20 protein-coding genes are annotated in these 20,104 nt (G+C 38.6%); 15 read left to right on the forward strand and 5 right to left on the reverse strand.

What is annotated here, in order from left to right:
* Positions 1 to 190 precede the first annotated feature (190 nt).
* The 11 genes from RT412_RS06270 (at position 191) to RT412_RS06320 (ending at position 10,449) form a co-directional block, all read left to right on the forward strand.
* Entirely contained in the window at positions 191 to 1,381 is a 1,191-nt protein-coding gene (locus RT412_RS06270) for a pyridoxal phosphate-dependent aminotransferase (protein ID WP_313346073.1), read from the forward strand.
* Between the two features lie 302 nt (positions 1,382 to 1,683).
* Complete coding sequence (locus tag RT412_RS06275; RefSeq protein WP_313346071.1) at positions 1,684 to 2,706, forward strand: aspartate-semialdehyde dehydrogenase; 1,023 nt, start codon at positions 1,684 to 1,686, stop codon at positions 2,704 to 2,706.
* 21 nt (positions 2,707 to 2,727) lie between these two features.
* Positions 2,728 to 3,786 carry an aspartate kinase gene (locus tag RT412_RS06280; protein ID WP_313346069.1) on the forward strand — a complete coding sequence of 353 codons (1,059 nt, stop codon included), beginning with the start codon at positions 2,728 to 2,730 and terminating at the stop codon, positions 3,784 to 3,786.
* Positions 3,787 to 3,799: 13 nt separating this feature from the next.
* A complete protein-coding gene (locus RT412_RS06285; RefSeq protein WP_313346067.1) occupies positions 3,800 to 4,960 on the forward strand; it encodes an FAD-binding oxidoreductase in 1,161 nt (386 codons plus the stop codon).
* Between the two features lie 155 nt (positions 4,961 to 5,115).
* Positions 5,116 to 6,546, forward strand: a complete 1,431-nt coding sequence (locus tag RT412_RS06290; RefSeq protein WP_313346065.1) for a sodium:solute symporter family protein — start codon at positions 5,116 to 5,118, stop codon at positions 6,544 to 6,546.
* A 97-nt stretch (positions 6,547 to 6,643) separates the two neighbouring features.
* Complete coding sequence (locus RT412_RS06295) at positions 6,644 to 7,378, forward strand: FCD domain-containing protein (protein WP_313346062.1); 735 nt, start codon at positions 6,644 to 6,646, stop codon at positions 7,376 to 7,378.
* A 22-nt stretch (positions 7,379 to 7,400) separates the two neighbouring features.
* The gene (locus RT412_RS06300) at positions 7,401 to 7,658 is read left to right on the forward strand and encodes a (2Fe-2S)-binding protein (RefSeq protein WP_313346059.1); all 258 of its coding nucleotides are present in this window, start codon (positions 7,401 to 7,403) and stop codon (positions 7,656 to 7,658) included.
* Between the two features lie 2 nt (positions 7,659 to 7,660).
* Positions 7,661 to 8,527, forward strand: a complete 867-nt coding sequence (dapA, locus tag RT412_RS06305) for a 4-hydroxy-tetrahydrodipicolinate synthase (RefSeq protein WP_313346058.1) — start codon at positions 7,661 to 7,663, stop codon at positions 8,525 to 8,527.
* A gap of 8 nt (positions 8,528 to 8,535) precedes the next feature.
* On the forward strand, positions 8,536 to 8,853 hold the full coding sequence (locus RT412_RS06310; protein ID WP_313346055.1) for a (2Fe-2S)-binding protein: 318 nt from the start codon (positions 8,536 to 8,538) through the stop codon (positions 8,851 to 8,853).
* Entirely contained in the window at positions 8,846 to 9,949 is a 1,104-nt protein-coding gene (locus tag RT412_RS06315; RefSeq protein ID WP_313346053.1) for an NAD(P)/FAD-dependent oxidoreductase, read from the forward strand. Before RT412_RS06310 ends, RT412_RS06315 begins: the two co-directional genes overlap by 8 nt.
* Entirely contained in the window at positions 9,946 to 10,449 is a 504-nt protein-coding gene (locus RT412_RS06320) for a 4Fe-4S binding protein (protein WP_313346050.1), read from the forward strand. The genes RT412_RS06315 and RT412_RS06320 overlap by 4 nt, the downstream gene beginning before the upstream one ends.
* A gap of 123 nt (positions 10,450 to 10,572) precedes the next feature.
* Here the strand turns inward: RT412_RS06320 and RT412_RS06325 are convergent, their stop codons facing one another.
* The 5 genes from RT412_RS06325 to RT412_RS06345 all read right to left on the reverse strand — a co-directional run bounded on the left by RT412_RS06325 (position 10,573) and on the right by RT412_RS06345 (position 15,101).
* Positions 10,573 to 11,226, reverse strand: a complete 654-nt coding sequence (locus tag RT412_RS06325) for a GntR family transcriptional regulator (RefSeq protein ID WP_313346046.1) — start codon at positions 11,224 to 11,226, stop codon at positions 10,573 to 10,575.
* A 73-nt stretch (positions 11,227 to 11,299) separates the two neighbouring features.
* Positions 11,300 to 12,256 (reverse strand): oligopeptide/dipeptide ABC transporter ATP-binding protein, encoded by a 957-nt coding sequence (locus tag RT412_RS06330; RefSeq protein WP_313346044.1) that lies wholly within the window; start codon positions 12,254 to 12,256, stop codon positions 11,300 to 11,302.
* Positions 12,253 to 13,251 carry an ABC transporter ATP-binding protein gene (locus RT412_RS06335; RefSeq protein WP_313346041.1) on the reverse strand — a complete coding sequence of 333 codons (999 nt, stop codon included), beginning with the start codon at positions 13,249 to 13,251 and terminating at the stop codon, positions 12,253 to 12,255. The genes RT412_RS06330 and RT412_RS06335 overlap by 4 nt, the downstream gene beginning before the upstream one ends.
* 14 nt (positions 13,252 to 13,265) lie before the next feature.
* A complete protein-coding gene (locus RT412_RS06340) occupies positions 13,266 to 14,156 on the reverse strand; it encodes an ABC transporter permease (RefSeq protein WP_313346038.1) in 891 nt (296 codons plus the stop codon).
* A 12-nt stretch (positions 14,157 to 14,168) separates the two neighbouring features.
* Complete coding sequence (locus tag RT412_RS06345; RefSeq protein WP_313346035.1) at positions 14,169 to 15,101, reverse strand: ABC transporter permease; 933 nt, start codon at positions 15,099 to 15,101, stop codon at positions 14,169 to 14,171.
* 192 nt (positions 15,102 to 15,293) lie between these two features.
* Between RT412_RS06345 and RT412_RS06350 the strand changes: the two genes are divergently transcribed.
* The 4 genes from RT412_RS06350 to RT412_RS06365 are packed head-to-tail and all read left to right on the forward strand — an operon-like array spanning position 15,294 to position 20,099.
* A complete protein-coding gene (locus RT412_RS06350; RefSeq protein ID WP_313346032.1) occupies positions 15,294 to 17,231 on the forward strand; it encodes an FAD-binding protein in 1,938 nt (645 codons plus the stop codon).
* Positions 17,228 to 17,521 (forward strand): ferredoxin family protein, encoded by a 294-nt coding sequence (locus tag RT412_RS06355; protein WP_313346030.1) that lies wholly within the window; start codon positions 17,228 to 17,230, stop codon positions 17,519 to 17,521. Before RT412_RS06350 ends, RT412_RS06355 begins: the two co-directional genes overlap by 4 nt.
* Positions 17,518 to 18,522 carry a M42 family metallopeptidase gene (locus RT412_RS06360; protein WP_313346027.1) on the forward strand — a complete coding sequence of 335 codons (1,005 nt, stop codon included), beginning with the start codon at positions 17,518 to 17,520 and terminating at the stop codon, positions 18,520 to 18,522. Before RT412_RS06355 ends, RT412_RS06360 begins: the two co-directional genes overlap by 4 nt.
* A gap of 23 nt (positions 18,523 to 18,545) precedes the next feature.
* Entirely contained in the window at positions 18,546 to 20,099 is a 1,554-nt protein-coding gene (locus RT412_RS06365) for an ABC transporter substrate-binding protein (protein ID WP_313346024.1), read from the forward strand.
* Positions 20,100 to 20,104 lie beyond the last annotated feature (5 nt).

Below are 20,104 nucleotides of genomic sequence, written 5' to 3' on the forward strand. Positions count from 1 at the left end.
CGGATTGTGTCATTAATCCGATTGTGGTATCAATTTAAGCTATGCTAAGTGATTAGCATAGTTTTTTTATTTCACTTACAGTATAAGTGACTGACACCAAATCAGAGATTTAGGTCATCTGCTTAAAATAAAATAATTGTATTCTCATATTATTGTGATATAATTAAAAAAATTTTATATGAGGTGCGCCATGATAAGCAAAAGAATTCAGGAAATGATACCTTCAGTTACATTGGCTCAATCTGAAAAAATAGCACAATTAAAAAAACAAGGAATCGATGTAATTGGATTTAATATAGGAGAACCGGATTTCAATACACCTGATAATATTATTAAAAAGGCGGAGGAGGCTTATAGATTCGGCTATACAAAATATACTCCCGCATCCGGTTCAATTGAATTAAGAGAAGAAATATGCAGAAAATTTAAAAAAGATTACGATTTGAATTATACCATGAAGGACGTTATTGTTTCAGCAGGAGCAAAACAATCTCTTACAAATGCACTTATGGCAATAATTGACCCGGGAGATGAAGTGATAGTTCCGACACCCTGTTGGATCAGCTACATCGAAATGATTAAATTGACAGGCGGTATCCCGGTATTGATTGAAATGGATGAAAATACGGGATATGATTTAGACGTTGATAAAATTAAAGATAAGATAACTAATAAAACAAAGGTAATTTTAATAAATTCCCCAAACAATCCTACAGGTGCTGTCTATAAAAGGGATAGCTTAGAAAAATTAGGTAATTTGGCAGTTAAAAATAACTTTTATATTATATCCGATGAAATATACGAAAAATTGGTATATGACGGGGAAGCAAACTTCTGCACAGCTTCTATATCGCCGGAAATAAAAGAAAAAACAATAACCGTTAACGGTGTATCTAAATCATATGCCATGACCGGGTGGAGGATTGGTTACGCTGTCGGACCGGCACACGTTATTAAAGCTATGAGCGACTATCAGGGGCACACAACCACCAGCCCTAATTCTCCTGCACAATATGCTTCAATCGAAGCACTTTCAAATTCTGAGAAATTTGTTGAGAAAATGAGAAAGGAATTTGATAAAAGGAGAAAATTCATAGTAGAAAGATTAAATAAAATAGAAGGAATCAGCTGTGTACTGCCAAAAGGTGCTTTTTATGTAATGATAAAGATAAATGAATTTTACGGCAAAAGCTATAATGGTTTTACTATAAATAACTCCATGGACATGTGTGATTATATGTTAAGTGAAAGCAGAATAGCGGTAGTAACCGGAGATGCATTTTTTGCAAAGGACAGTATAAGAATTTCCTATTCCAATTCCATAGAAAATATCAAGGAAGGTATGGATAGAATGGAAGAGGGATTGAGAAAATTGAAATAAGCGACTGACACCAAATCTTTGATTTGGTGTCAGTCGCTTATGCTGGAAGTGAAAAATAGGCTGATGAACTTTTTCAACAGCCTATTTTTGTTAGGAGAACCGCTGTCGCTTAGGTGATTAAGTTCTTTTTTACCCGTATAAAGCATAACATTATATTATGTAGAAATTCAACTAATCATGTTGTGATTAGCGGCAACAAAAATAAAATGTATAAAAGAAAACGATATTTTAGCTTGACATATCGGATACTTCGGTATATAATTCACATATAACTAATCAAGTGATGAGTAGGAGGGTTTGTCTTGGAAAACAAAAATTATAAAAGACCGGTAATAGCAATTCTTGGCGCCACGGGTGCTGTAGGAATACAAATGCTTGAAGTAATGGAAGAAAGAAACTTTGAGATAGAAGATTTAAAATTATTGGCTCATATTAGTGATGCAGGAAAGGAATACGTTTTTAAGGGTAAAAAATATATAGTTGAAGAAGCTGTTGAAAGCTCATTTGAAAATGTAGATATTACGATGGTTGCTGTTGAAGGGGATATAAGCAAAAGATTTATGCCCCACATTAAAGCAAGTGGTTCTGTTGCAATAGATAACAGCAGCGCGTTCAGATTAAATGATGATGTACCGTTAGTAATACCTGAGATTAACCCGGATGACGTCAATTTACATAAAGGTATAATAGCTAATCCAAACTGCTCCACAATAATCGGGTTAGTGGCAGTAAATGAAATTTACAAACATGCAGGTATAAAGAGGATGGTAGTTTCTACTTATCAGGCAGTATCCGGTGCAGGAGTACTTGGTATAGATGAGTTAAAAAAGCAAACGGAGGATGTTTTAGGTGATAGAGAGACAACAAACAAGGTATTTCAACATGAAATAGCATTTAATATAATACCTCACATAGATAGCTTTGAAGAGAACGGTTATACAAAAGAAGAAATGAAAATGTACAATGAGGGTAGAAAAATACTTCATGATAACAATATCGGAATTTCATGCACCTGTGCAAGAGTTCCTGTATTCAGAAGTCATTCTGAATCCATAACATTAGAGACAGAGAAACCGATAAGCATTGAAGAAGTAAGAGAGCTGCTTTCTAAAGCACAAGGTGTTAAGTTAGTGGATGATCCTAAAAATAATTTATATCCAATGCCGATAGATACAGCCGGGCAGGATTTAATATATGTAGGCAGAATACGAAAGGATTTCAGTAAAAATAATTCAATAAACCTATGGTGCTGTGGAGACCAGGTAAGAAAAGGTGCAGCGACAAATGCTGTTCAAATAGCTGAGTTATTGGTTAAAACCTTGTAAGAAGGACCATTGGAGGTATCTATGCGCATATTGGTGCAAAAATTCGGGGGCACGTCTGTAGCTACTAAAGATTCAAGAAATTATGTTTACAAAAAAATTGAGGACACCATTAATAATGGTTATGCACTAATCGTGGTTGTATCGGCAATGGGCAGAAACGGTGACCCCTATGCTACTGACACACTTTTAAATCTATTAAAAAATGAATACCCTTCGGTAAGTAAAAGAGAATTAGATGTTATTTTCAGCTGCGGAGAAAATATATCAGGTACTGTTATTACTTCTAATCTACAAAAAAGAGGATATAAATCAGTTTATTTAACAGGAGCTCAGGCAGGCATAATAACAGATAATAATTATACTGATGCAAAAATAATAAGAATTGACAATACAGGTATAATTTCATTATTAAAGGATGGATACGTAGTAGTTGTAGGCGGAGGTCAAGGTATATCGGAAAACGGAGATACAACAAGCTTGGGAAGAGGCGGCAGTGATACAACTGCATGCGCTTTAGGCGTTTCTGCAAAAGCAGCGGAAATTGATATTTTTACAGATGTAGAAGGTATTATGACAGCAGATCCAAGAAAAGTTGAGGACGCGATTTTATTAGATGAAATAAGCTATGAGGATTGCTGCAATTTAGCTAATAAAGGAGCCAAGGTTATACACCCGAGAGCAGTAGAGGTAGCAATGACCAATCCTGAAATCAAACTATACGTTAAATCTACATTCAGCGACCACCCCGGTACTTTGATAGGTGAGGAAAAAGAGGAATTCAAAGATATTTTAAAATTAACCGGTATTGCAGGAATAGAAAATATAGATTTTACAAATGGAACTAAAAGTACTGAAGCTTGTGAAATTAGTTTAGTAGGCAGCAATTTCTTAAAATATCCTGAATTTGGAGAAGAATTAAGAAACAGATTAACATCTGAAAAAATTGACATATATAAACTGTCTAACAATGACAGATGTATTACTTACGTAATTAATAATAAATACTATGCAAAGGCAATTGAATTGATACATTATTACATAGTGAAACAGCTTAATCAACTGTTAGATTATAATATTTAAGTGGAGGACCGGCATGAAGACGTATGACGCAGTTATATTAGGCGGTGGAATAATAGGATTATCATGTGCTTATTATTTAACGCTTAAAAATAAGAAAGTCGCTTTAATAGAAAAAAATCAAATAGGAGACGGTTCATCCGGTGCTTGTGATGATATGATACTGTTGCAGTCAAAGAAACCGGGCAAGAACTTAGAGCTTGCTATAGAAAGCTTAAATTTATACAAGGGCTTATCAAAAGATTTAGATTATGATATAGGATTTCATAGCAGAGGCGGAATGATTCTTATTGATAACGAAGATCATATGTCATTTATGGAGAACTATGTAAGACAACAAAAAAATTATGGTCTTAACATTGAGCTGATAGATAAGAAAGATGTTAAGAAACATCATCCGCATGTTAAGGATGGCATTATTGCTTCCACGCACGGCACAGAGGATTCACAGGTATATCCCCTATACGTTATGAGAGCATTTTTGTCTAAAGCATTAAAGGCAGGCATGGATGTTTATAAAAAAACTTATGCAACAGAGTTAAAAAAGAAATCAAGCTATTGGGTTGTAAAACTGGAAAACGATTTAGAGCTTGAAACCGAAAATATTATCAATGCAACCGGGGCATGGTGTGCAGAGATTGGAGAATTAACAGGAATAGATATTCCCATAACATCAAAAAAAGGTCAAATTATTATTACAGAAAGTATTCCTCAGCTTGGAAAAGAAAATATATGGAGTGCTGATTATATAATTTCAAAATTAAATCCTGAGCTTGTCAACTACAGTGAAAGATATAAAGAGCTTGGCATAGGATTATCCTGTTCACAGGCAAGCAGCGGAAACTATTTGATCGGAAGCACAAGAGAAAAGGGCAACTATAATAAAGGTACCGATACAGAAGTAATAGAAATTTTAGTAAATCAGGCAGTTGATTTTTTTCCGATATTTAAAAATGTACATATTATAAGAACCTTCGCCGGTTTCAGACCGGCATGTGAAGATGGTAAACCGATTATATCTGAAGTAAAAGGACATGAAGGATATTACATTGCTTCAGGACATGAAGGGGATGGTATAGCAATGGCACCCATAACCGGCAAACTTATTTCTCAAATGATTTGCAGAGAAAAAACTACAATTGATGTAGATGAACTCAGTTTCGAGAGATTTAATTAATTAAATCTCAGGCCGCTGAAAAAGTCCACCTGCTTCGTGCCGCTGCGCCGGTCAATCCTCACGTATGTCTGAATACGCTGCGGTTGCCAGCCTTCCGGCGCCTTGCAGGATGAACTTTTTCAACAGCCTGTCAAATAAAAAAATAGGAGGATATTATGAGTTTAGGAATGGCTATTTGGATTATTACTTTTGTAATGTGCGGTGCATTCATGTGGATATCTCTGAAATTTAAAGGTCAAGCAGAGCTTAGTTTCTCAAACTATGCAATCGGCGGGAAGTCTTTCCCGATGTACCTTATTTTATTCACACAGTTTGCAACAATAATGGGTGTAGGTAATTTTGTAGGCCATGCCGGTAACGGATATAGTGTCGGTTTATCATGGATGGCATTTATACTTGGCGAACAAGGATCAAAAATTATTTTTGCTTTATTCATAGCCGGCTTTGCAGGTAAATTTACTTACAACACATTCCCTGAATTATTGGATGATTTAATCACCAAGGATAAGACAACAAGAGCATTGGCAGGTGTATTGGCATCATCAATTATGATTGCGTGGGTTGGCGGACAAGGTAAAGCGTTAGGAAGTATATTCAGTGTTATTACCGGAGTTGACCCGTTACCGATTATACTTTTATTTTCAACAGTATTTATTATATACACCACATTAGGAGGAATATATTCGGTTGTATGGACTGATTTATTACAAGGTGTACTTGTATTGATATTTGGTACTATATTTTACATCTATGCTTTCAAAGAAGTTAACTTTTCAGTTGCAGAAATAGGCATCAGATTAGAAGCATTAGGTAAAGCAGAAATGTGGCAATTCGGGATTTCTGATCCTATGAGGATAATTAATATGGTAGTAACAGGTACCATAGGTATATTGGTTGCTCAAATTTATTGGCAAAGATGTTTTTCGGCAAATAATCCTAAAACTGCAAAGAACGGCTTGCTTTACAGCGGTATCATTGCAATATTGGCAGTTATGCTGACTGCATTTGTTGGTATGATTATTTACACTATAAACCAAGATTTAGCACCAGGGGATGCAATGGCGTGGTTTATGATGAATAGAATACCTGTGGTAATTGCAGGTATGATATTTGCTCTTGTTTTAGCAGCAGGTATGTCTTCCGCAGATTCAAACTTAAACTCTGCCTCCATATTAATTACGAATGACTTAATTAAACCTTTCAAACCGGATGCAACAGATGCTCAACTGGTTAAGTACGCTAAATGGCTTACTGTAGTTATAGGAGTATTTGCGGCATTAGGTGCAATTTATGCAAGCTCAATTTTAGATTTGTTCTCAAAAGCTTACTCAATGGCAGGTGCCGGCTTAGTACCTTTGCTTACCATAGGATTATTGTGGAAAGAAAGCCCTGAAGCACATGAGGCAGGTAAAAGAAACAGCAAGGTTACTCCTTGGGGTGCAAGAGTCAGCATAGTTGCAGGTGCTGTATTAAGTCAAATAAATGCACTTGGAGCAAATAAAGTTTTAATAGCGCTTGCAGTAGCATCCATATTGCTTGTGGTCGTTTCATTGGCAACTAAAAGGAACAGTGAAGAAGCTGTATAAATTGTAAAAAATATGAAATTTTAGGGTTTGCTGTTGTAATAACACTTTCCTTATGAGATAATAAGGCATAATATTAATCATTATAAGAGGTGTAATTATGAGGCAAATCCTTGATTTAATAGAAATTGAAGTATTGAAAATTATAGAAGAAGAAAATAAACCTATTGGTACTTGGGCTATTGAAAATATATTAAGAGAAAAAAATATTGAGGTCAGCACTGCAACTGTTGGGAGAATTTTATCCAAATTAGAAAGCAATAACTTTTTAGAAAAGTATAAGAACGAAGGAAGAATAATTACGACAGAAGGTCAGCTGGCATTAAAAAAAGCCGAAACAATCAGTATTATTAATTATCATCAGGAGAAATTAGATAAGATAATATCGACAGAGGTTTTAGAAAATTTTATTATGGTTATTCAGGCAAGAAAAGCGATTGAAAAAGAAACTACAAGGCTTGCAACCAGATATATCTCCAAAGAAGATTTGAATAAATTAAAAATAATTGTAGACAGACAAAATGAGAAAGCAAAAAGTGGTGACAGTATATCTGATGAAGATCTTGAATTTCACAGAACAATAGCAAAAGCATCAGGTAATTCAATCTTGGAGGCAATGTACAACATAATTGCTACATTTAAACAGCAGTCAAAGCTTTTCGAAAATTTGAGAAGACAAATTAATTCTCCTTACACTTCCTCTCACGAAAAAATTTACAATGCTATAAAAAATAATGATGAGAATGAAGCAGAGAGATTAATGGCAGAGCATATGGATAATCTTATGGAGGATGTATTGACATATTGGCACAAGTATAGCAGCAGGGATAAATAATTATCAATAAGGAAGTGGCTCAATGAGTAAAATAATTTGCAGATGTGAGGAAATAACAGAAGAAGAAATTTTAAAAGCCATAGAAGATGGTGCAACTACTGTTGATGAAGTGAAAAAATTTACTCGTGCAGGAATGGGGTTATGTCAGGGACGTACATGCAGAAAAACTGTAGAAAAGATTCTTGCAAAGGAATTAAGCATTAAAATAGAAGATGTAAAAACTTCAAGCTTCAGGGCTCCGGTAAGACCGGTAAAAATGAAAGTTTTAAAGGAGGGTTAAATATGAATTGGGGACGTTTAATAACTGCAATGGTAACACCTTTTGATTCTGAACTGAATGTTGACTACAATCAGGCCGTTAAATTAGCTGAAAAGCTTGTAATTGAAAGAAGTTCGGCACTGCTGTTAAATGGAACAACAGGCGAGTCACCTACTTTAACAAGTGATGAGGTGTATAAGCTTATATCCGAAATAAAGAAAAATGTAAATATACCTGTCATTGCAGGTGTTGGAACAAATAATACTAAGAAAACAATTGAAAACATTAAAAATATAGAGGATTTAAATGTAGATGGATTATTGGTCATAACACCATACTACAACAAACCAAATCAAGAATCATTATATGAACATTTCAAGACAGTTGCGCAAAATACTGATCTTCCTATAATAATTTATAATGTACCCGGAAGAACAGGAGTAAATATAAGCGTAAAGACATTATCGAAGCTTGCGGAAATAAAGAATATAGTCGCAATTAAAGAAGCAAGCGGTGATATGGCGCAATTTATCAGAATGGTGAATGAAACTCCCGGAGATTTTTTAGTTTACAGCGGTGAAGATATATTAACGCTGCCGTCATTAGCAGTAGGCGGATATGGAATAATAAGCGTTGCATCTAATGTGAGCGGAAAAATAATGGGAGAAATGATAGATGCCTTTGAAAATAAGGATATGGAAAAAGCTGCCCAAATAAATTTAAAATTAACAAATCTGTTTGATGCACTGTTTGTTACTACAAATCCTATTCCTGTAAAATATGCTTTAAACTCAATGGGATTTAATGTAGGAGGATATCGGCTTCCGCTGACAGAACCTACTTCTGAGGTAAAAAGGATTGTAAATGAAAGCTTAACGGTACTTCAGTGAGGTGAATTATGACAAGGATAAAAGATCATCCCATACTGGGTAATGACACAAGAGAGGAATACGTTACAATAACCTTTGATGGCAGAGAGATTACTGCATTGAAAGGTGAAATGATTGCATCGGTATTAATAGCTAATGGTGTGCATAGCTTCAGATATACTGAAAAGCATAATAAACCAAGAGGTATATATTGCGGTATAGGAAGATGTACCGACTGTGTTATGATTGTTGACGGAATACCGAATGTAAGAACATGCGTCACTGAAGTGAAGGATGGGATGAAGGTAGAAACTCAATATGGAAGAGGGCAGTGGAAAAATGAATAATAATTACGATGTTGTTATTATCGGTGCCGGTCCTGCCGGTCTTGCTGCATCCATAGAAGCTGCAAAAGCAGGAGCGAGGGTATTGTTAATTGATGAAAACAATAAACCCGGAGGACAGCTTTTCAAGCAAATTCACAAATTCTTCGGCTCAAGAGAGCATAAGGCAGGAACAAGAGGTATAAACATAGGTACAGAGCTTTTAAACGATACGGAAAATTTAAATATAGAAGTAATGCTAAATACTGAGGTATGTGGACTAACGCCCGATAAAAAGATCTGGATAATAGAAAATAAAGAGATTTCAAGAGAGATAACGGCAGATAAAATTATAGTTGCAACCGGAGCATATGAAAATTCAGTTCAATTTGACGGCTGGGAGCTCCCGGGAGTAATGGGTGCAGGTGCAGCTCAAACGATGATAAACTTAAACAGAGTACTGCCCGGTCATAAAGTATTGATGCTTGGCTCGGGAAATGTTGGAGTAATAGTGTCATATCAATTAATGCAGGCCGGTGCTGAAGTGGTTGCAATAGTTGAAGCAGCTCCTGCCCTTGGAGGATATGGAGTTCATACAGCGAAGGTTGCAAGGGCAGGTGTACCATTTTATACGAGTCATACTATAAAAAAGGCATATGGAGCTGATAGAGTAGAACATGTCGAAATAGTTCAATTAGACAGTAATTGGAAAGAAGTTGAAGGAACCGAAAAAATATTTGATGTAGATACAATATGTCTTGCAGTCGGCTTAACACCAATGGTAGAGCTTATATGGCTGGCAGGCTGTGAATTTGCCTACATAGGCAGCATGGGAGGCTATGTGCCTGTTCATGACAGATATATGAGGACCACTGTTGACGGCATATATGTGGCTGGGGATATATCAGGTATAGAAGAAGCAAGCACAGCTATGGAAGAAGGGCGCCTGGCCGGTGTCAGTGTTGCTTATGCTTTAGGTTATTTAGACGGAATCATGGCAGAACAAAGAATTAAAGAAATATGGAATAAGCTTGATTCATTAAGATGCGGACAATTTGGTGAAAAAAGAAGATTGGCTAAGGACATGATATTGGAAAAGGGTAAGGAGTTGGTTAAATGAATGGCTGTCTGAAAAAATCCGGTGCACCGTCGCTGGAAGAATTAAAAAAATCACCGGGGTTTCCTAAACCGGAAGATTATACTTTGGGTAATATTGCAGTTATAGAATGTACAGAGGAAATTCCCTGCAACCCATGTGAGACATCCTGTCCTAAAAACGCCATTACTGTGGGTAATCCAATAACTAATCTTCCGACAATAGATTTTAAAAAATGCATAGGGTGCGGCATCTGTGCTGCCAAATGCCCCGGTATAGCCGTACATCTCATAAATTTAAATTATGCCCCGGACAAAGCGTTAATTACATTTCCATATGAATATTTACCCTTGCCGGAAGTCAATGAGTATGTTACACTTGTCGACAGGATGGGAAAAGGTGTATGCGACGGAAAAGTTGAAAAAGTAACAAGCATAAAATCATATGATTTAACTAAATTAATTGCCGTATCCTTTGACAAAAAATATTATGAAGATGTAATATCAATGAAAAGAATAAAATGAAACGAATTTAGTAATTTAAGCAAACTTCATTAAGGAAAATGCAGATAAAATATCTGTTCAGCAATTTATAAAAAACACCCATGGGCGGATATTTTCATATCGGCAGATGGGTGTTTTTTAGCCTTACTGCCCTAAGGCTTTAACAGCTAATTCAATATCGTTTTGAAGATGTTCCTTAAGCAGTTGAGATGCGAGTGGGATGTCATCCTCCGAAATTGCCTGATAAATACGGTTGTGAAATTCCTGGGTGACTTCCGCATTTTGGTCTTCAAGATAATAAAGGTTATAGAGCAGTGTAGTCTGAGCACGAAGCTTTCTGGCTGCATATTCGAGTCTGGAGTTATTTGCATATTTGTATAAAATAAGATGAAATTGATCAGACAGTTCCTGCCACCTATTCAACCTTTTTTCTGCAATACAGAGCCTTCCTTCAGTTACAGCTTCGCCAAGCTCTTTTAAAAATTCATCTTTCATAGAACCGTAGTAAGAATATTTAAGTGCAATACAATCAAGATCACCGTTGAGCTCGAATATTTCCCGGGCGTCGTTTGCATTTAATGAAACGACTGAGACGCCTACATTTGAATAATAAGTTACGAGATTGTCTTCAACCAAACGAGTCAAGGCTTCCCTGATGGGAGTATGACTGACTTCGAATCTTTCCTTCAGAGATTGTAATGTAAGTTTTGAACCACATTTGATTTTCTGTGTCAAAATGTCATTTCTCAGTATATGGTAAATTTGCATAGACATTGTTTGCTTGTTGATTACATCCATAATATCCCCTTTTGTGTTTAAATTATAGTATTTCTTTACATTACTTTATCACGATTTGAATTTTAAATCAACTTCATTGTTTACAATTTGTGCATGATACGAAATGACCTGAAGACACCTCTTTCAAAATTGTATCATCTCTTGTACAATTGTCTCCTGCATGAGGGCATCGGGCAGAAAAACGGCATCCAGGTTTTGGATTTACAGGGCTTGTAAGCTCACCTTTGATAATCTCTGTTTTTTTGTGGCGCATTTCCGATTTCGGTACAGGGATTGCTGACAGTAAAGCCTTTGTGTATGGATGCACCGGATTTTTAAAGAGCTCTTTTGAAGGACACAGCTCAACGCACTTTCCGAGATACATGACGGCAATATCTGTCGAAATGTGGCGGACAACGCTCAAGTCATGAGTGATGAACATATAAGTCAATTTTAGCTCATCCTGTATATCCATGAGCAGGTTAAGTATTTGGGCCTGAATGCTGACATCCAATGCAGAAACAGGCTCATCGCACACGATGAATTTTGGATTTAATGCCAAAGCCCTTGCGATGCCTATACGCTGCCTCCTGCCTCCATCAAGTTCATGGGGATATGTACCCAAAAACCGTCTGTCCAGGCCTACAAGATTCATCAAATAACATACTTTTTTGAAAACATCGGATTTTGAACTGCAAATCCTGTTGATGATGATTGGTTCCGCAATAAGCTCCTGGATACACATTCTCGGATTAAGGGATGAATATGGGTCCTGAAAAATAATCTGCATGTCTTTGCGTATTTTTTTCATCTCATGCTTATTGTATTGAGTAATATTTTTCTCCTCAAATAAAATTTCGCCGCTTGCAGGTTCATGTAATCTGAGGACAGTACGTCCCAATGTGCTTTTTCCGCAGCCTGATTCACCTACCACTCCCAGGGTTTTTCCTTTTTCTATTCTAAAGCTTATACCGTCAACTGCGTGGAGATACCCCTCCGGTACCTTAAAATGTTTTTTCAGGTCTCTGACTTCAAGTAAAATATCGCTCATAATACACCTCCTGCAGTTTGGCTTTTATTGTTGTAAAGATGGCAAAAAATTATATGTTTTCCGTCAGCATGAAATGGCGGAGGTTCTTTTTTGCAGATATCCATACATTTAGGGCACCGCGGGGAAAAATTACATCCCTTCGGTAAATTTGTCGGATCGGGCATCAACCCTTCAATAGGTGAAAGTCTTTTTTCATTGCCCGTGAGGTTAGGAATGGAACCGAACAATCCGTCAGTATAAGGATGATGGAATTCGGCATCAAAGATATCTTCCATTTTACCGTATTCAATTATTTCTCCCGCATACATTACTGCTACGTTGTCACAGGTCTGGGCAACCACGCCGAGATCGTGCGTTATCATGATCATTGCGCTTTTCATCCTTGACTGCAAATCATTCATCATTGCAAGTACTTGAGCCTGAATCGTAACATCGAGGGCTGTAGTGGGCTCGTCTGCAATAAGGAGCTCGGGACTGCATGCAAGGGCAATGGCAATAACTACACGTTGCCTCATCCCACCAGAAAACTGGTGTGGATAGTCCTTTTTCCGCGAAGCGGGTATACCAACCATTTCAAGGCTTTCTTCAACTCTTTTTTCGATTTCTTCACGGCTTTTGTTATCTGAATTGTGAAATATCAAGGATTCGGCAATTTGATTTCCTACTGTCATGATAGGATTAAGGGCGGTCATCGGGTCTTGAAAAATCATGGAGATTTTTTTGCCCCGGATAAGGCGCATTTTTGATTCAGATAAATTCAAAAGGTTTTCCCCGCAGAATTCAACTGATCCCTTGGTAATTTTCCCGGTGCGCTCCGGCAGCAGGCGCAGGATAGAAAGTGCCGCTGTTGTTTTTCCGGCTCCGGTTTCACCGACAATACCTAAGGTTTCACCACGGTTAAGTGAAAAGGAAATTTTATTAACCGCATAGACTGTTTCAAGATCTGTTTTGTATATTACATTTAAATCCTTAATTTTTAATATTTCTTCGCTCATAATATGACCTCCTGTTAATCCTTAAGCTTAGGGTCAAAAGCATCCCTCAAGCCATCTCCTACAAGGTTAAAAGAGAGTGCTGTCACCAATATGGATAATCCCGGGAAATACAGCAGGTATGGCGACCTGAACATATATTGACGGGCTTCTGAAAGCAAAGCTCCCCATTCTGGTGAAGGAGGCTGTACACCCATTCCTATAAAAGACAGTCCTGCGGCGGACAAAATCATCACTGAAATGTTCATAGTGGTATTGACTATAATCGGCCCCATGGCATTTATGAGGACATATTTTAAAATAATTCTCAAATCACTGCTGTTATAAGAATAGGCGGCTTCTATATAGTCATTGTCTACAACGGTCATTACAACCGACCGTACCAATCTTACGGTGCCCGGAACGCAGGATATTGTAATTGCAATCAAAAGATTACGAAGGTTTGCTCCCAGTGCCGCTACTACAGCAAGAGAAAGAAGAACAGGCGGGACAGACATAATTACATCCATAAGACGCATGACTATATTATCAAAATGGCCGCCGTAATAGCCGCAGAAGGCGCCAAGCATACCGCCTATGGCAAGAGAGATGAGGCTGGTTGAAAAACCTATCAACAGAGAATATCTTGAACCGTGGACGGTTCGGGCAAACAAATCACGGCCTAATTGATCAGTTCCAAACCAGTGGGACATGCTGGGCGGCTGAAGCCTTTCTTTTCCAGACTGAGCTATGGCTTGGCTGTAGGGGACAATCACATCCGCAAATATTGCAATGCATAGTATAAATATCAATAATACAAGTCCTATAAGAGCTGTCCGGCTTTTTTTGAATCTACGCCAGATTTCTTTCCGTTGGCTGTTTTTTTTGTAATATATTTGTTCGGTGGGTATATTTAAATTTTCTTGCAAGGTGGAGCCTCCTTATTTAGCATATTTTGATTTAATTCGGGGATCAATGAAGGCATATAAAATATCTACTGCCAGCATGATCAGGCAGAAAAGCACAGCTAACAGCAATGTGCTTGCAAGTACCACAGGTACATCCTTCTGTCGTATGGCTGTTACAATATGTGTGCCGAGGCCGGGCATTCCGAATACGGTTTCGATGATTATGGCACCACCCAAGGAAGCTCCGAAATTCATGCCTAAAGAAGTGATGACAGGAAGCAGGGCATTTTTAAGGGCGTGTTCATAGATGACAATCCTTTCTGAAGCACCTTTGGACCGGGCAGTCCTTATATAATCCTGACGTATGGTTTCCAGCATGGTAGAACGGGTCAGCCTCAGCAGGCCTGCAGTACCTCCCATTGACAGTGTAATGGTAGGCAGGACAAAATGTTTCCAAGTTTCAACCCCGTTGGAAGGAAGCCACCCAAGCTTTAACGAAAAGAAAAGCATAAGCATGAGCCCCAGCCAAAAACCGGGCATGGAAGCAGAAAACATGGCTATAATCGTAAAAAAGCTGTCGATGAAAGAATACTGCCTGACTGCGGACAAAATTCCCAGGAATATACCTAAAACCGAACTCAGGCAGATGGAGGCCAGTGCCAATTTGAATGTATGGGGAAATCTTGCAAATATCTCTGTAAATACAGGGGTTCGGGTACGATAAGAATCTCCGAAATCAAAATGAAAAACAATGTCCTTGATATAATTGGCAAATCTAATAAAAAAAGGCTTGTCATAACCAAATTCCGCATTGAGCTTTGCAATGTCGGCTTTGTCAGCCGTCATTCCGAGTATCAGTGTACCTGGGTCCCCAGGGGTCATGGACATAATTGCAAATACGAGGAAAACTGCTCCGATTAAAACAGGAATTGTCAGCAGTAACCGTCTTAAGACGAATTTATACATAATAATACTTCTCCTTTCTCATCTGTATAACTGCGTATTAATTTTTTAAATCAAGAATAGCACAAATGGAAATAAAAAGCAAGCATTTTACAAAATATATGTTGCAAAATATAAAATAGTTTGATAATATTAAAATCACATAATCATGTAATTCAATTCTCCGGTTTTATAACCGGAGGGAAAGGATGACAAATGAACACAAAAAATAACTGGCCTTACCCATCCCTTGTTGACGAAACAGAGACTATGGAAGCTGATGTTCTTATACTTGGAGGTGGTATAGCAGGTTGTATGGCTGCAATTTCAGCAGCAAAAAAAGGAAAAAATGTAATTGTTGTGGAAAAAGCCGCAGCTAAACGAAGCGGAGCAGGAGGCTCAGGCTGCGATCACTGGGAAATGGCAGCAACCAATCCATGCTCGTCCGTAACTCCCGAAGAGCTTGTTGAAGCGATGATGGATGACAATGACGGATATAATAACGCTATTTCTCATTATATCGAATGCCGTGAAGGCTGGGACAGATTGCTCGATATTGAGAAAATAGGAGGAAAGATCAGGGATACAGATGATGAATTTGCCGGAGCCATGTTCAGAGATGAAGAAACTAAGCTCATGTTTGCATATGATTATAAGAGTAAAATTACTCTCAGGATATGGGCAACTACATTTAAGCCGGCCATGGAAAAAGAAATGCTGAGATTAGGAGTCCGTATTGTGAATCATGTTGCCGTGACATCTCTTCTGACTGAAGGAGGTAAAAACGGTGCAAGATGCATCGGAGCAACGGGTATAAACGGCAGGACAGGCAAGTTCCATATTTTTCTGGGGAAAGCAGTGGTTATGGCAATGTCGCGGCCGGCAAGGATATGGCTGTTTTCGGCAGCTTATCCCGGACTGTGCGAGTTCCGCCCTATGTCCTGCATAGGAAGCGGACATGCAATGGGGTGGAAAATAGGTGCGGAGTTCAATATGATGGAAAAGTCTGTGAGAGCTCAATTTTCGGCTGCAGGAAGATCGTTTCCACCATACAGTACAGGTAATAATCATAACACCTGGTATGCGGCTTCTCTGATAGATGCGGAAGGAAAAGAGATACCTTATGCCGACAGGGACGGAAATATCCTTAAAGAAGTGAATGAAAGGTTTTATCCTGCAAAAGGCCAAAAGTACTTCATGAAAGGCGGAAATATCGAAAAGGCAAAGTATCCTTATGAAGGCCCGGAAACCTTGCCCTATGAACAGATAAAGGATAAAGGGTACAAGCTCCCTCTTTATGCGGATCTTACGGAATTACCGGAGCACGAAAGGAATGTCATCTGGGGTATGATGGTAGGCGAAGAAGGCAAGACTAAAATACCGGTATACAAAAATTTCACAGAGGCCGGTTTTGATTCTTCCAGACATGTGCTTCAGTGCTACGGCTCGGGGTGGACAAGCGCTGAATTCCTTCCACAGGAAAGACAACTGTTCGGTCTTCCCGGAGGCTTCATGAATGACTGGAAGCTGCAAACCAATATTCCCGGACTGTTTGCCGCAGGAGATGCGCTGTTTGCATCTAATTGCTATGGCCATGCCGCATCAACCGGACATTATGCAGGTCGTCATGCATCTGATTATGCCGATGAGAAGGATATAGTGCAACCCTATATGCCTCAGGTTGAGGATGAAAGAGAGCGGGTCTATGCACCTCTGCATACAGATGTGGATACAGGAATCACATGGAAAGAATTAAACCATGCCATATCCAAAGCCATGCAGAGTTATTGCGGCGAAATAAAAGAAGAAATGCTTCTAAGAACTGGGATGGAGCTGCTTAAAAAGTATGAGCGGGAAGTTGTGCCTAAGGCAGCAGCGGCAAATCCCCATGAGCTGGTCAGGCTGCTTGAGGTATTTGATATACTTACAGTCTCTCAAATTATCATTGAATCAAGCCTGCTGAGAAAGAACAATTGCCCTAAGCTTGAATTTTTCAGATCTGACAGCAATTCCAAGGAACAAGAACCCTTTATTATCATCAGGAATGATGGAGAAAAGGTTGTTTCGAGAAAAGCACCTCTGGATTATGCAGGTGATCTGAAAAGCAATTATGAAACATATAACAGTGAGTATGTAAAGGAGCTGAGACAGTGAATAAAACTTTTATGATGAGGAATGTTGAACCGGCAAGTCCAATCACTTTTGACACACAAAAATGCATCGGGTGCAACAGGTGCATGGAGGCATGCCCTATAGATTTATTTCTTCCCGCTGAGAAAAAAGGAGCTCCTCCTGTGGTTGCTTATCCTGACGAATGCTGGTATTGCGGATGCTGCGTTATGGAATGCCCAAAAGAAGCCATCAAGCTTAAGCACCCTCTTATGAATCAACCCAGATGGGTTGAAAAATCATCCTTATTGAAAGAGAGGAACATGAACCTATGAAATTTTTAGAAGAGCTTACCCAAATATGGGGAGTGGCAGGAAGAGAAAAGAAAGTCTGTGAAGCCATAAAGAGGGAGGCAGCTCCCTTTGCTGATGAAATCAATACAGATGCTTTAGGAAACCTGATTGTCCTAAAGAAGGGTAACGGAACAGGAAAGCGTATCATGCTGACTGCCCACATGGATGAAATCGGTTTCCAGGTGACAAAAATTGAAGCTGACGGAAGGCTGCGTGTCTGCAATGTAGGATGGGTATGGGCATCGTCAATTTACAATGGCAAGGTTGTTTTCCAAAACGGTACCATAGGAGTTGTAGGGTGTGCCGGAAATATTGAAGATGCAAAGAACAATTCAAGTAAACTCTATATAGATATTGGATGCACTTCAAAAGAAGAAGCTGCACAATATATAAATGTAGGAGATTATTGCGGATTTTTAGGGCCTTATCACGAGCTCTGTAACGGCCGTATCAGTGCGAAATCACTAGATGACCGTGTCGGATGTTATGTTCTTACTGAAGCACTTAAAAGAAATGACGGCAAAAGTTGCAACGATATTTATTATGTATTTACCGTGCAGGAGGAAATAGGGTGCAGGGGTTCAGCTGTAGCTGCCGAGCGCATAAAGCCTAATATAGGTATTTCCATGGATGTGACGCCGGATCATGCATATCCTTGTGACCTTGAAGGCTCCAATGCCGTAGGTGAAGGAGTCGGAATTAAGATAGGGGATCCTTCCGCAGTGCAGGATGAATACCTTGTGGAGGAAATGCTGAATTGTTGTTCCATGCACGGCATAAAGCATCAAAGAGATGTGATGGACAGAGGAGGCACTGACAGTTCAGGCATGAACAAGGCTTATTATGGAACCCGTGTGGCAGGAATATCTGTCGTGACCAGGTATCCCCACAGCCAAAGCGCAGTCATCGCGAAGGACGATGTCACTGCTGCCATTGAATTGGTTGACAAGTATACTTCTATAAATTTTGAGTTTGAAAAATAATACATATTTCAGGAGGAAAAATAATGAAAAAACTAATGTCATTAATTTTGGTAATGGTACTTTTGTTAAGCACAGTTGCAGGATGCAGCAGCACCACCGGTAACACTGCTGAACCACCGAAAGAAACAACTCCGGCAGGAACCGGCGAAACTGCCGGAAAAACAGAACTTTCAATTGCTATTGATTCGGACATATCTACAATGCACCCAACAGACCACAGTACCACCAATGAGATGGATATAACCAATCAAATCTATGACCCCCTGATGAAAGTTTCTCTTGATGGATCATCAGAACCTGAACATAGAATTGCCGAACGATATGAAATCAGTGATGACGGACTAAGCTATACTTTTTATTTACGCAAGGATGCAACTTTTCACGACGGAACACCTGTTACGGCAGAGGACGTAAAGTTTACGGCAGAGCTCTATGCGGATTCGGTTTATCAAAGTGCAAAAGTTGAAGGAATGGAAAAGGTTGAAGTTATTGACGAAAATACCGTAGTTTTCACAACAGCAACAGCATATTCGCCGTTCCTTAAGAATATAGTTGACATGCACATTGCGTCAAAGGCTTACTATGAGTCTGCAAGCGCCGAAGATTTTGCCAACAAGCCTGTAGGTTCAGGCCCATACAAATATGTAAGTCATGATCTTGGAAGCAAAATAGTTTTGGAAGCCTATGAAGGCTACTATCTGGGTGAAGCTGAAATTATTAATGTAACATTTAAAATTCTTTCCGACGATACTACGGCAGCCGTTGCTTTGCAGACCGGTGAAATTGATTTTGCCTCAATTTCAGAATCCAATTACGGTAACCTTGAAGGTAAAAGCAATATAGTGATTGAAGAAGTTCCTATGTCGCGTTTCGGGTTCATTTCCATGAATCATGAGAAATATCCTTTCAGTGAGGTTAAATTCAGGCAAGCCGTGGCTTATGCCATTGACAGGCAAAATATTATAGACCTTGCTCTGGACGGGTTTGGAAGTGTGAACTCAAATGTTCTCAGTCCCTTGAGATTTGGATATTCCGAAGATCAACCCCAATATGATTTTAATACAGAAAAAACGAAGGAGCTGCTGGCAGAAATAGGTATTGAAACGCCTTATGATTTAGGGATAATGTATGTGGCGGAAAGCTACAAAACACAGGCTGAAATAATACAGAATGACCTGGCAAATGTCGGACTTAACGTAACTCTTGAAATACTTGAGTTTAATGCATACCTTGACAAACTCATGAACGGGGACTGCGGTATAACCGTATTGGCAATGAGCCTGGAAGGACCTACCCAGGAATTTTCACTGGCCTTCAAATCTGATTATATCGGAGCTGCAAATAATGTACGTTACTCAAACAAGGAAATGGATGATCTATTTGACAAAGCAGTTCAGGCTATTGATGAAGATGAGCGTTTTGATATATATAATGAAATTTTTACGAAGGCGCAAAGAGATGCCGTATATGTAGCGCTATACAATACCGTAGGGCTTTATGCACACAACAAGGATTTGAAATGTCATGAATTTGCCCTGGAAGGAAGATATTACCTTTATGAATTTTCTTGGAAATAGGTATT

Origin of the sequence: Sedimentibacter sp., from assembly GCF_032080165.1 — a bacterium.
Taxonomy (GTDB): domain Bacteria; phylum Bacillota; class Clostridia; order Tissierellales; family Sedimentibacteraceae; genus Sedimentibacter.